This window comes from Roseomonas sp. BN140053, assembly GCF_047690175.1.
Lineage (GTDB): Bacteria > Pseudomonadota > Alphaproteobacteria > Acetobacterales > Acetobacteraceae > Roseomonas.
Genome location: NZ_JBLLEB010000010.1, coordinates 135,710 through 148,541, shown reverse-complemented (window position 1 = coordinate 148,541; position 12,832 = coordinate 135,710). Strand labels below are relative to the sequence as shown.

Sequence of the window (12,832 nt, the reverse complement as noted above, 5' to 3'; positions counted from 1 at the left end):
TTCTCCCTCCCGAGGCCACAGGGACCGCCGGGCGCCTCAGCCCCCGTTCAGCGGGTTGGCGGGGTCCTTCACCTGCGGGAAGCGGTCGAACTCGATGTTCCAGTACTCGCCGTCCCGCTTTTCCACCCGGCGCATGTACATGTCGTGCACGATGTCGCGGGTGCGCGGGTCGATCGTCACCGGGCCGCGCGGGCTTTCCCAGGACAGGCCGCCCATGGCGTCCACCAGCGCCTGGCCGGTGGCGCCGCCGGTCTTTTCCAGCGCCTTGCAGATCAGGGTGGTGCCGTCGTAGCCCGCCACCGCCATGAAGTTCGGCCGCCTGCCGCCATTGGCCCGGGCGAACTCGCCCACGAAGCGCCGGTTCTCCGGCGAATCATGCGCCGCCGAGTAGTGGTAGGCCGTCACCACCCCCAGCGCCGTTTCCCCGACGCTGTTGAGGATGTCGTCATCGGTCAGGTCGCCGCCGCCGATCAGCTTGACCCCCGCCGCCACCAGCCCGCGCTCGGCGAACTGCTTCATGAAGACCGTGCCCAGCCCGGCGGGAACGAACACCATCACCGCGTCGGGCTTGGCGTCCGCCGCGCGCTGCAGGAAGGGGGCGAAGTCCGGATTGGCCAGCGGCACCCGCAACGCGGCGGGGATGCGGCCACCCGCGGCCTCGAAGGGCTTCTTGAACCAGGTCTCGGAATCGATGCCAGGGCCGTAGTCGGACACCAGCGTCACCACATTGCGCAGCCCCTCGCGCACCGCCCATTGCGCCAGCACCGCCATGATGGCCGGCACCGCCACGAAGGAGCGCACGTAGAAGGGAGATGCCGCCGGCACGCCTGACGTGGCGGCGTTCATCACCACCGCCGGCACCTTGGCCTGGGTGACGATCGGCGCCGCGGCGAAGGCCTGCGGCGTCAGCCCCATGCCGCAGAGCACGCCCACGCGCTCGTTCAGCACCAGCTCCTGCGTCAGCCGCCGCGTCGCCTGCGGCTCGCCCGCGTCGTCGCGCACCACCAGGGACAGGCGGCGCCCGCCCGCCGTTTCGTTCTGCTGCGCCAGGCACAGGCGGATCGCCCCCAGCGTCTGGAAGCCCAGCGGCGCGAAGGGGCCGGTCATCGGCCCCACGAAGCCGATCCGCAGCACGTCCTGCGCGATGGCCGGCCGCGCCAGCCCCGCCGCCGCAGCCAGCGCCAGGGGCGCGGTGCCCAGGATCTGCCGGCGCGTGGCCGTGGCCGCCGGGCCGTGGCCGGGGGTTCGTTGTTGCATCCTGATCGCTGCCTCCGCTCGGGTCGGGCCGCCGCCGGGCGGCTTCGCGCGCAGGCTATCGCGTTCCGCGATCAGCGAATATGGTTCGCCATAGACGAAGGGCGATCTTTCGGCCGGATCGGGCAAGGCGCGCGAACACCCCGCCGCTTCCTTTCCCGCGCAGGCGGCGTTTCGCGACGCTGGCCTGTTGCGGGAAGGACAGGGCGGGGCAGAACCGCACCAGCCCCGTCCCCGCCGCGGGCCCGCCGGGCCGGGAAACCCCGGCCGAGACAGCAAGGACGCAGCCGCATGCATATCCGCGCCGCCGTTGCCCGGGACGGCAACCCCGCCCTGAGCCTAGAAGACCTGGAACTCGGCCCGCTGCGGCCCAACGACGTGCTGGTGCGCATCGTCGCCACCGGCGTTTGCCACACCGACCTGAAATCCGCCTCCGCCCTCAGCCCCGTGCCGCGGCCGGTGGTGCTGGGCCACGAGGGCGCGGGCGTGGTGGAGCAGGTCGGTTCCGCCGTGCGCAAGCTGGTGCCCGGCGACCACGTGGTGCTGACCTTCGCCTTCTGCGGCCAGTGCCGCTCCTGCCAGGAGGCGGAGCCGGCCTATTGCTACCACCAGTGGCCGCTCAACTTCGGCTGCCGCCGCCCCGACGGCACCACCCCCCTGCGGGCGGAAGCCGTGGAAAACCCCGGCCCCGTGCATGGCGACTTCTTCGGCCAGTCCGCCTTCGCCACCCACGCCATCGCCGAGGAGCGCAACGCCATCAAGGTGCGCCGCGACGCGCCGCTGGAGCTGCTGGGCCCGCTCGGCTGCGGCATCCAGACCGGCGCGGGGGCGGTGCTGAACGACTTCGCCCTGCGCCCCGGCCAGTCCCTGGCGGTGTTCGGCACCGGCAGCCTCGGCCTGAGCGCCATCATGGCCGCCAGGCTGTCCGGCGCCAGCCGCATCATCGCCGTGGACCGCCACCGCCACCGCCTCGAACTGGCGCGCGAGCTGGGCGCGGACGAGGCCATCGACGTCAACGACACCCCCGCCACCGCCGAGATCATGCGCCTGACCGGCGAAGGCGTGGACTTCGCCCTGGACACCACCGGCGTGCTGCCCGTGATGCGCGAGGCCATCGACGTGCTGGCGCCGCGCGGCACCTGCGGCTTCGTCACCGGCCCCTGGGACCGCCGCGAACTGCCGGTACCCGTCCACCAGCTGCTGCTGGGCCGCAAGATCCGCGGCATCGTGGAGGGCAACAGCAACCCCGACCTCTTCATCCCCCGGCTGGTCGACTTCTTCCTCCAGGGCCGCTTCCCCTTCGACCGCCTCGTCAGCTTCTACCCCTTCGACGCCATCAACCAAGCCTTCCACGACGTCGAAGCCGGCACCGCCATCAAGCCCATCCTCCGCATGCCCTGACCGGGCGGCGACACCGCCCCGGCGGTTGCTCTCCGGTTCTCCGGGCTCGGTCGCGCCTGGGTGTTCGGGCCGTGGCCAAGGGGGCTCTGCCCCCTTGGAGCCCCCGCCAGGAGCTTAGGCTCCTGGACCTCATGAGTGCCTCCGGCGGGGGCGGGCCAGGACAACGCTGTCCCCGATGACTACCGTCGGACATCCCGCCCCCGCCGGAGGCACTCAACGCGGGGTCCGGGGAGTTCGTAACTCCCCGGCGGGGTCCAGGGGCAGCGCCCCTGGCCCAGGTCGGAACACCCGGGCGCAACCCGCCCGGAAGACCCGGGAAGGCGATCAGCCTGCGGCGGGGGCGGCGGGGCCGAAGGTGGCGTGCCAGCGGGACTGGAAGCGGTCGGCCACGGCGGGGTTCACCAGCCGGGGCGGCAACGCGCCGCGGGCGGCGGCGGCGAAGGCTTCGGCGGCCATGCGGCCGATGGCGGAGCGGCTTTCCCAGGTCACCCCCGCGGTGTGGGGTGAGGCCAGCACCCGCGGGTGATGCAGCAGGGGGTGGTCGGCCGGGGGTGGCTCGCGCTCCCACACGTCCAGTCCGGCGCCGCCGAGATGGCCGGACTGCAGCGCCGCGTGCAGCGCCGCCTCGTCGTGGATGCCGCCGCGGGCGGTGGACACGAACACCGTGCCCGGCCGCATCGCGGCAAAGGCCTTGGCGCCGAACAGCCCGCGGGTGGACGCGTCCAGCGGGCAGTGCAGGCTGACCACCTCGGAGCGCGCCAGCAGTTCCGGCAGCTCCACCTTGGCGGCACCCCGCCGGGCGCATTCCGCCGCGTCCAGGAAGGGGTCCACGGCCAGCACCCGGCAGCGGAAGGCCGCCAGCAGCTGCGCCGCGCGGGTGCCGGCATGGCCCAGCCCCACCAGCCCCACCGTGGCCCCGGCCAGGTCGCGGCCCATGAAGTCCTCCCGCCGCCCGGCCGCACCGGCGCGCATCGCCGCATGCGCTTCCGGCACTCGCTTGCGCAGCGCGATGATCAGGGCCAGCGCGTGCTCCGCCACCGCCTCGGCATTGCCGCCGGCCTGGTTCACCACGGCTACCCCGGCCGCGGTGCAGGCGGCGGCGTCGATCGTGTCGAAGCCCGCGCCGTAGCTGACGGCCAGCAGCAGCCGCGGCAGCTGCGCCAGCAGGTCGGCGGAAACGTGCCAGCGATGCGGCACCTCGTCGCGCGCGGAGGTGACGTAATAGCCGTGGCAGGCCGCGAGCCGCGCCAGCAGCTCCGCATCCGGCAGGTCGGAGGCGATCCGCAGCACCTCCAGCCCCGGCAGCCCCGCGGCGGTGTCCAGAAAGGCCTGGTCGGCCGGGCGGTCGAGATAGCCGATGCGGAACGACACGGCCTGCATGACCTGCTTCTCCTTCTGGCCCCGGGCACAGCTTTGCGTTGACAGGGCCGCACCGAAGCTATATCGCCCAAGCGAATAATACTACGCCAGGGCGAATACGTCGCCGCCCGGGCAGCCCGCAGGATCACCCCGGCCCCGGCCGCAGGAAAGGCCCCGGGCCGGCCAGGGTCGACAGCGAAACGGGGCGCCGCCGCGTCCCGGGGGAAAGGGAGCGTTTATGTCCGGGCTGCTGTCGGAAATCTGGCCGGAAGCCGCCGCGCCGGAGGAACACTCCACCGGCCCGCTGCGCGGCGTGCGGGTGCTCGACCTCACCAGCGTGGTGATGGGCCCCTCGGCCACGCAGATCCTGGGCGACCTCGGCGCCGACGTGGTGAAGGTGGAATCCGCCGCCGGCGATTCCATGCGCTGGATCGGCCCCTTCCGGCACGAGGGCATGGGTCCGCTCTTCCTGCAGGGCAACCGCAACAAGCGCAGCGTGGTGCTGAACCTGAAGGACCCCGCCGACCGCGCGGCGCTGCTGGATCTGGTGCCGCGCGCGGACGTCTTCGTGTTCAACGTCCGCCCGCAGGCCATGGCGCGGCTGGGCCTGGGCTACGAGGCGATCCGCGCGGTCAACCCCGGCATCCTCTATGTCGGCGCCGTGGGCTACGGCAGCGACGGGCCGGGCGCCGGCAAGGCCGTGTACGACGACCTGATCCAGGCCGCCTCCGGCATCGCCGGGGTGTTCGGCACGGTGGACGGCACGCCGCGCTACGCGCCCGTCAACATCTGCGACCGCGTGGTGGGCCTGTACCTGACCATCGCCATCACCAGCGCCCTGCTGCACCGCGAGCGCACCGGCGAGGGCCAGCAGATCGAGGTCCCGATGTTCGAGACCATGGCGCAGTTCGTGCTGGCCGACCACATGGGCGGCGGCGCCTTCGCACCCCCCGCCGGCCCGATGGGCTACCGCCGGCTGCTGTCGCGCTTCCGCGGCCCCTATCCCACCGCCGACGGCCACCTTTCCATCGTGGTCTACACCGACCGCCACTGGCGCGCCTTCAGCGCCATGCTCGGCATCCCCGAACTGATGGACACCGACCCGCGCTTCCGCAGCCAGGAAAGCCGCACCGTCCACGCCGAGCACATGGGCCAGTTCCTGGCCGAGCGCCTGCCCAGCCGCACCACCGCCGAGTGGATCGCGCTGCTGGAAGCCGCCGACATCCCGTGCTGCGCCGTGAACTCGCTGGAGATGCTGCGCGAGGACCCGCACCTGCGCGCGGTGGAACTGTTCCAGGAGGTCGAGCACCCCACCGAGGGCACGCTCACCACCACCCGCTTCCCCGTCCGTTTCGACCGCACCCCCGCCGATATCCGCCGCTTGGCGCCGAACCTCGGCGAGCATGGCGGCCATCCCACACGCCCGGAAACGACGCCGCAGGAGGAACCATCCGCATGATCGATATCGAGCCCCTCGCCGACACCCCCGAGCGCGTCGAGATCCGCGACGCCGTGCGCGCGATCTGCGACCGCTTCGACGACGACTACTGGCGCGAAAAGGACCGGGAGCACGCCTTTCCCTTCGAGTTCAGCCAGGCGATCGCCGAGGGCGGCTGGCTCGGCATCGCCATGCCCCCGGAATACGGCGGCGCCGGGCTCGGGGTGACCGAGGCCGCGATCATGATGCAGACCATCGGCTCCTCCGCCGGCACCTTCGCCGCCTGCTCCACCGTGCACATCAACATCTTCGGCCCGCATGCCATCGTGAAGCACGGCAGCCCCGAACAGCGCGAGCGCATCCTGCCGCCGCTGATCCGCGGCGAAACCCGCGCCTGCTTCGGCGTCACCGAACCCGATGCCGGGCTGGACACCACCAAGCTCTCCACCCGCGCGGTGCGCGACGGCGACCGCTACCTGGTGAACGGCCGCAAGATGTGGATCAGCACGGCGCAGGAAGCCGACAAGATCGTGCTGCTGGCCCGCACCACGCCCGTGGAGCAGTGCGTCAAGCCGACCGATGGCCTGTCGCTGTTCTATACGAACCTCGACAAGCGCTACGTGGAAGCGCGCGAGATCCCCAAGATGGGCCGCGGCGCCGTGGACAGCAACGCGCTGTTCATCGACAACCTGCCCGTGCCGGTGGAAGACCGCATCGGCGAGGAAGGCAAGGGCTTCCGCTACATCCTGGACAGCCTCAACCCCGAGCGCATCCTCAACGCCGCCGAGGTGATCGGCATCGGCCGCCGCGCCCTGAGCAAGGCGGTGCAGTACGCCGACGAGCGCGTGGTGTTCGGCCGCAAGATCGGCAAGAACCAGTCCATCCAGCACCCGCTGGCCGAGAGCTGGTCCGAGCTCTACGCCGCCGAGCTGATGACGCTGCGCGCCGCCCAGCTCTACGACGCCGGCCAGCCCTGCGGCGCCGAGGCCAATGCCGCGAAGTACCTGGCCGCCGATGCCTGCTTCCACGCCTGCGACCGCGCCATCCGCACCCATGGCGGCATGGGCTACGCCAGCGAGTACAACGTGGAGCGCTACTTCCGCGAAGCGGTGGCCACCCGCCTCGCCCCCGTGTCCCGCGAGCTGATCCTGTGCTTCCTGGCCGAGCGCGTGCTCGGCCTGCCCAAGTCCTACTGAGGGCCGCCGCGATGTCGGACCGCCCGGAAACCCGCACGGAGCGGCGTGGCGCCGCGCTCTGGGTCACCATCGACCGCGAAGCGCGGCGCAACGCCATCAACCCGCGCGTCATCGCCGGCATCCACGCCGCGCTGCGCGACGCGGCGGCGGACCCCGCGCTGCGCGCGGTGGTGCTGACCGGCGCGGGCGAGAAGGCCTTCTGCGCCGGCGCCGACCTCAGCACCGGCACCGGCGTCTTCACCGCCGGGCTGGAAGAGCCCACCACCGATTTCGGCCGCCTGGCGCGCGAGGCGCGGGAGCTCGGCATCCCGCTGATCGCCCGGGTCAACGGCGCCTGCGTGGCCGGCGGCATGGGGCTGATGGCGCTGTGCGACCTGGCCGTGGCGGCCGACCACGCCCGCTTCGGCCTGCCGGAAGCCAAGGTCGGCGTCTTCGCCATGCAGGTGCTGGTCTACCTGCGCGGCATGATCGGCGCCCGCCACGTCAACGAGCTGTGCCTGACCGGCGCGCTGATCGACGCGGCCCGCGCGCGCGAGATGGGCCTGATCAACCACGTCGTTTCCGCCGCCGAACTGGACGCCAAGGTGGAGGAGCTGGTGGCGCAGCTCGCCGCCACCTCGCCGGTGGCGCTGCGCCGCGGCAAGTACGCCATCGCCGCGATGGAGCGCATGGCCTTCCACGAAGCCCTGGCCTTCGCCGAAACGCAGATCGCCGTGGCCTCCCGCACCGCGGACGCGGAGGAAGGCCTCGCCGCCTTCAACGAGCGGCGCCCGCCGCGCTGGCTGGCGGAGGGCGGCGCGTGACCGACCGCACCGTCCGCATCGGCGGCGCCTCGGGGGCCTGGGGCGACAGCCCGCGCGCCATCGCCCAGCTGCTGAACAGCGACGTCCAGTACCTGATGATGGACTACCTGGCCGAGGTGACCATGTCGCTGCTGGCGCGGGCCCGGCTGAAGGACCCGGAGGCCGGCTTCCCACCCGACTTCGTGTCCTACCTCAAGCCGCACCTCGCGGAACTGGCGCGGCGCGGCATCAAGGTGGCCTCCAACGCCGGCGGGGTGAACCCGCAGGGCTGCAAGCGCGCGCTGGAAGCCGCCTGCGCGGAGCTGGGGCTGGACCTCAAGGTCGCGGTGGTGGAGGGCGACGACGTGCTGCCCCGCCTGGAGGAGCTGCGCGCGGCCGGCATCCGCGAGGCGGTGTCCGGCGAGCCGCTGCCGCCGCGGCTGCTGACCGCCAACGCCTATCTCGGCGCCCTGCCGATCGCCGCCGCCTTCGACGCCGGGGCCGACATCGTGGTCACCGGCCGCTGCGCCGACAGCGCCCTGGCGCTGGGCATCCTCCTGCACGAGTTCGGCTGGAGCCCGGAGGACCACGACCTGCTCGCCGCCGGCAGCCTGGCCGGGCACGTGCTGGAATGCGGCCCCCAGGCCACCGGCGGCACCTTCACCGACTGGGAGGACGTGCCGGGCTGGGACCGCATCGGCTACCCGATCGCCGAGTGCCGCGCCGACGGTTCCTTCGTGCTCTCCAAGCCGGAGGGCACGGGCGGGCTGGTGATCCCCGGCGTCGTAGCGGAGCAGGTGCTCTACGAGGTCGGCGACCCCGCCGCCTATATCCTGCCCGACGTGGTGGCCGATTTCTCCGGCGTGTCCGTGACGGCGGCGGGGCCGGACCGCGTGCTGGTGCAGGGCGCCCGCGGCCGCCCGCCCACGCCGCAGTACAAGGTGTCCGCCACCTTTCAGGACGGCTATCGCGCCACCGCCACGGTTTCCATCGTCGGCCCCGACGCCGCCCGCAAGGCGGAGCGCACGGCCGAGGCCCTGCTGGCACGCGGCCGCGCCATCCTGGCCGAGCGTGGCCTGCCCGATTTCACCGCCACCCACGTCGAAGCTCTGGGTGCCGAAGCCTCCTACGGTGCCGACTCCCGCGCCCGCGCCACGCGGGAAGTGCTGCTGCGGCTGGTGGTGGACCACTCCGCGCGCGAAGCGTTGGACCGCTTCGCCCGCGAACTCGGCTCCATCGGCCTGAGCTGCGCCCCCGGTACCACCGGCATCCCCGGCGGCCGCCCCAAGCCGACCCCGGTAGTGCGGCTCTTCACCTTCTTCCTCGACAAGCCCGTGCTCGGCCCGCCGCGCATCCAGCTCGGCGACGGGCCGCTGCGCGAGGTGCCCGTTCCCCCCGGCCAGCCGGACAGCCGTCCCGAACCCGCGCCCGCCGCGGCGGAAGAAGCGGCCCCCGCCGACACGGTGGAGGTCCCGCTGCTGGCCCTCGCCCTGGCCCGTTCCGGCGACAAGGGCGACTCCTCCAACATCGCGATCATCGCCCGCCACCCCGCCCTGCTGCCGGTGCTGCGGCGCGAGGTCACGCCGGAGCGCATGGCGGCGCAGTTCCGCTCCGTGGTCGCCGGCCCGGTGCGCCGCTTCGAGGCACCCGGCCTGCACGCCCTCAACTTCCTGCTGGACAATGCCCTGGGCGGCGGCGGCATGGCCTCCCGCCGCATCGACCCGCAGGGCAAGGCCTACGGCCAGCGCGCCCTGGAGATGACCGTCCGGGTGCCCCGCGCCCTGCTGCCGCTGGTTCGCGGCGGGTGGGATCGGTCCCGTGGGGACAGTGGGGCCTGGGTGGCCTGAGCGTTGGCCAGGGGGCGCCGCCCCCTGGACCCCAGGGCAAAGGCGAAGCCTTTATCCCGAGCCGGGGAGTTTAAACTCCCCGGACCCCACTTGAGTGCCTCCGGCGGGGGCGGGTTGGGGAACGTCGTCCATCATGGCTGCCGTCGGCCAGCCTGCCCCCGCCGGAGGCACTCATGAGGTCGAGGAGCCTAAGCTCCTCGCGGGGTGTCCAGAGGGGCAGAGCCCCTCTGGCCCAGGCCCGAACACCCCAGAGCCACCGCCGCCACAGGACCAAGGCCCCCCGCGCCGGCCGGCGACCGCGGTTTGCGGGATCAGTCTTCCCAGTTCGGCGCGAAGCCGGCCGGGTTCACGAAGCGGCGGTCCTTGGGCAGGGCGTCCAGCTCGGCCAGGTCCTCCGCGGTCAGCTGCTGCGCCAGGGGCACGGCCTGCAGGTTCGCGGTCTGGCTCTCGGGGCGCGAGGCCTTGGGGATGGCGGCGACGCCCTTCTGCCGCAGCAGCCAGGCCAGAGCGACCTGCGCCCCGGTGGCACCGTGGCGGGCGCCGACCCGGGCCAGGGTGGGGTCGTCCACCAGCCCGCCCTTGCCCAGGGGGGAATAGGCGGTCAGCACCATCTCGGCCGGGCGGGTCACGGCCAGCAGCCGCTCCTGCGACAGGTTCACGTGGTATTCCACCTGCACGCAGGCCAGCGGCGCGCCGGTGTCCAGGGCGCGACGCAGCATCCCGGCGGGGAAGTTCGCCACGCCGATCGCGCGCGTCAGCCCTTCCTCCTGCAATTGCCGCAGGGTGCGCATGGTGCCGTCCAGGTCCATCTCCGGCGAGGGCCAGTGGACGAGGAAGAGATCGAGATAGGGCGTCTTCAGCTTGCCCAGCGACCCCTCGATCGCCGCCCGCATCGCCTCGGGCGCGAGGTGGTCGTGCCACACCTTGCTGGTGAGGAAGAGCTCCTCCCGCGCCACGCCGCTGGCGGCCATCGCGGCGCCGACCTCCACCTCGTTGCCGTACATCTCGGCGGTGTCGAGGTGGCGGTAGCCCAGGGCGATGCCGCCCTCGATCGCCGCCTGCCCCTCGGCCCCCGCCAGGCGCCAGGTGCCCAGGCCGAGCCGCGGGATGGACAGGCGCGCGGTTTCGGCGCGGGGAATGGTCACGCTCATCGGGGGTTTCCTTCGGGACGGGCGCCGGACACCCGGCGCGCTGCTGGCGGGACGATGGCAGCGGCGCCGGAAAACCCGGCGCGCTGCGGGCGGATCGGCCGGAAGGGCGCCGGGGAAAACGGCGCGCTACTGGCGGGACAGGTCGATCAACGCGGCGAAGCCGGTCTCGGTGCCGAAGGCCAGCTGCGTACCGGCCGCATTCCAGCTCAGTGCCGACACCGCGCCGCGGCCGGGGGCCGCGATCGGCACGATCTTGCCCGAGGCGATCTCGGCCATCAGCACCAGCCCGTCGGAGAAACCGGCGGCGAAGACCTCGTGCTGCGGGTGGCAGGCGACCACCGAGCACAGCACGCCGTCGCCGCCGGCGATCTCCTCCGGCGCCTTGCCCATCGGGCCGCCGCCGAAGAAGGGCCACAGCACCACCGCCTCGGAGCCCGAGGTCGCCAGCCAGCGGCCCTTGGCGGTGAAGCTCAACGAGCGCGTCTTGCCGGGATAGCCGGACATCCGCATGTGCTGGCTGTCGCTCAGGCGCCAGCCGTGCAGGGCATTCTCCTGCATGGCGGTGACCACGGCGTTGCCGTCGGGCGAGATGGCCACGGCGTGGTGGCTGCCCTTCCATTCCAGCTTGCGCGCCTCGCCCTCGCGCGAGGCCACGAACCACATGGACACGCCGTTGTAGTGGCTGGCCACCACGCGCTTGCCCTTGGCGTCCAGCGCCACGCCGCCCACGGTGGACGGCGTGGAGAGCGTCTTCAGCTTCTCCCCCTTGCCGTCGAGCAGGTGCAGCTGCTTGCCCACGGCCGCGGCGCGCACGCCGGAGGGATGGGTCGCGAGGTGCTCCACCCACTTCATCATCCCGAAGGCGGCCAACTCGCTCACCTCGCCCTCGGGCGTGGTGCGCAGCAGGCGGCCGTCGTCGCCGCCCGACAGGAAGCCCTCGGCGCAATCGGCCACCAGGCTCTGCGCGGCGCCGTCATGCGCCGCGATCTCGCGCCACTCGCCCTTGGGCTCGGCCGTGCGCGCCAGCAGGATGCGGCCGTCGCCCAGGGCGAAGGCGGCGGAACGCCCTTCGCGCCCGAAGGCCACGCCCACCACCCAGGCGCCGAGTTCATGCCCGGCGCCGCGCTGTTCCAGCAGGAAGTCCACCTCGGCCGCGCCGCCGGCGGCGGGGCCGGTGCCCGGCGGGTAGCCGGGGGTATAGCCCGACATCAGGCCGCGACCGTGCTCTCGAAGCCGCGGCGCAGGCGCGGGCGGTTCAGGTTGCGGCCGATGAACACCAGCCGCGACTTGCGCGGGTCGCCCTCGCGCCACGGGCCGATGAAGTCGCCGTCGGCGATCATGTGCACGGCCTGGAAGGCGAAGCGGCGATCATCGCCCTTGTAGTGCAGGATGCCCTTGGTACGCAGCAGGTCCTGGCCCTGGGTCTGCAGCACCTCGCCGATCCAGGCGTTGAACTTCTCGGCGTCCACCGGCTGGTCCACCTCGAAACTCAGCGAGGAAATCTCGCTGTCGTGCTCGTGGTGGTCCTCGCCGCTCAGGAAGTCCGGCTCGCGGTCCAGGATGCGGTCCAGGCGAAAGGCGTCGCGGCCGATCACCGCCTCCAGCGGCACCTCGGACTTGGTGGCGCGGCGGATCTCCACCGTCGGGTTGATGCCGCGGATGCGGCGCTCGACCTCGTCGGCCTGCTCCGTCGTCACCAGGTCCATCTTGTTCAGCACGATCAGGTCGGCGAAGGCCACCTGCTCCTCCGCCTCGGCGCTGTCGCCCAGCCGGTCCAGCAGGTGCTTGGCGTCCACCACGGTGACGATGGCGTCCAGGCGCGTGGCGCGCTTGACGTCCTCGTCCACGAAGAAGGTCTGGGCCACGGGGGCGGGGTTCGCCAGGCCGGTGGTCTCGACGATGATGCCGTCGAAGCGCTCGCGCCGCTTCATCAAACCGCCGAGGATGCGGATCAGGTCGCCGCGCACGGTGCAGCAGATGCACCCGTTGTTCATCTCGAACACTTCCTCGTCGGCGTCGATCACGAGGTCCTGGTCCACGCCCATCTCGCCGAACTCGTTGATCACCACCGCGAACTTGCGGCCGTGATTCTCGGTCAGGATGCGGTTCAGCAGCGTGGTCTTGCCGGCGCCGAGGTAGCCGGTCAGCACGGTGACGGGAACGGGCAGGCGTTCGGCGGTGTCGGACATGGCGGGCAGCAACCCCTCGGTGACGTTCGGAAACGGTTCGCGGCGTTATATAGTAGCCCCCTCCGCCCAGGCCACGGGGGGCGTTGCAACGCGGGGCTGCCCTACCTGGACCGCCCCGCGGCCACCTGCCCGGAGCCCCCCCCGGCGCTGGCCGCATGCCCGAGCCCTCCGGCACCGGCCCCGGGTGTCCGAAAAACCCCTGCGCCGGCACGCCC

Annotated in this window: 10 protein-coding genes; 5 read left to right on the top strand and 5 right to left on the bottom strand. The window is 72.7% G+C overall.

Features of this window, described 5'->3' with window-relative positions:
* Nucleotides 1-36: 36 nt before the first annotated feature.
* Entirely contained in the window at nt 37-1,257 is a 1,221-nt protein-coding gene (locus ACLIBK_RS12305; RefSeq protein WP_415387548.1) for an ABC transporter substrate-binding protein, read from the bottom strand.
* A gap of 288 nt (nt 1,258-1,545) precedes the next feature.
* On the opposite strand from ACLIBK_RS12305, the gene ACLIBK_RS12300 reads away from it, so the two are divergent.
* Nucleotides 1,546-2,655 (top strand): NAD(P)-dependent alcohol dehydrogenase, encoded by a 1,110-nt coding sequence (locus tag ACLIBK_RS12300; protein ID WP_415387547.1) that lies wholly within the window; start codon nt 1,546-1,548, stop codon nt 2,653-2,655.
* Between the two features lie 324 nt (nt 2,656-2,979).
* On the opposite strand, the gene ACLIBK_RS12295 is transcribed toward ACLIBK_RS12300, so the two are convergent.
* Nucleotides 2,980-4,035 carry an NAD(P)-dependent oxidoreductase gene (locus ACLIBK_RS12295; protein WP_415387546.1) on the bottom strand — a complete coding sequence of 352 codons (1,056 nt, stop codon included), beginning with the start codon at nt 4,033-4,035 and terminating at the stop codon, nt 2,980-2,982.
* A gap of 217 nt (nt 4,036-4,252) precedes the next feature.
* On the opposite strand from ACLIBK_RS12295, the gene ACLIBK_RS12290 reads away from it, so the two are divergent.
* From ACLIBK_RS12290 to ACLIBK_RS12275, 4 genes are read left to right on the top strand one after another with little or no spacing between them, the layout of a single operon-like run.
* Entirely contained in the window at nt 4,253-5,473 is a 1,221-nt protein-coding gene (locus ACLIBK_RS12290) for a CaiB/BaiF CoA transferase family protein (protein ID WP_415387545.1), read from the top strand.
* Complete coding sequence (locus tag ACLIBK_RS12285; protein WP_415387544.1) at nt 5,470-6,648, top strand: acyl-CoA dehydrogenase family protein; 1,179 nt, start codon at nt 5,470-5,472, stop codon at nt 6,646-6,648. Before ACLIBK_RS12290 ends, ACLIBK_RS12285 begins: the two co-directional genes overlap by 4 nt.
* An 11-nt stretch (nt 6,649-6,659) precedes the next feature.
* Nucleotides 6,660-7,451 (top strand): enoyl-CoA hydratase-related protein, encoded by a 792-nt coding sequence (locus ACLIBK_RS12280; RefSeq protein WP_415387543.1) that lies wholly within the window; start codon nt 6,660-6,662, stop codon nt 7,449-7,451.
* A complete protein-coding gene (locus tag ACLIBK_RS12275; protein ID WP_415387542.1) occupies nt 7,448-9,277 on the top strand; it encodes an acyclic terpene utilization AtuA family protein in 1,830 nt (609 codons plus the stop codon). Before ACLIBK_RS12280 ends, ACLIBK_RS12275 begins: the two co-directional genes overlap by 4 nt.
* Nucleotides 9,278-9,588: 311 nt before the next feature.
* Here ACLIBK_RS12275 and ACLIBK_RS12270 read toward each other — a convergent pair whose 3' ends face one another.
* The 3 genes from ACLIBK_RS12270 to ACLIBK_RS12260 form a co-directional block, all read right to left on the bottom strand.
* Nucleotides 9,589-10,428, bottom strand: coding sequence for an aldo/keto reductase (locus ACLIBK_RS12270; protein WP_415387541.1), 840 nt, complete (start codon nt 10,426-10,428; stop codon nt 9,589-9,591).
* A gap of 126 nt (nt 10,429-10,554) precedes the next feature.
* Nucleotides 10,555-11,637 (bottom strand): WD40 repeat domain-containing protein, encoded by a 1,083-nt coding sequence (locus ACLIBK_RS12265; protein ID WP_415387540.1) that lies wholly within the window; start codon nt 11,635-11,637, stop codon nt 10,555-10,557.
* Nucleotides 11,637-12,617 (bottom strand): CobW family GTP-binding protein, encoded by a 981-nt coding sequence (locus ACLIBK_RS12260; RefSeq protein ID WP_415387539.1) that lies wholly within the window; start codon nt 12,615-12,617, stop codon nt 11,637-11,639. Before ACLIBK_RS12260 ends, ACLIBK_RS12265 begins: the two co-directional genes overlap by 1 nt.
* Between the last annotated feature and the right edge of the window lie 215 nt (nt 12,618-12,832).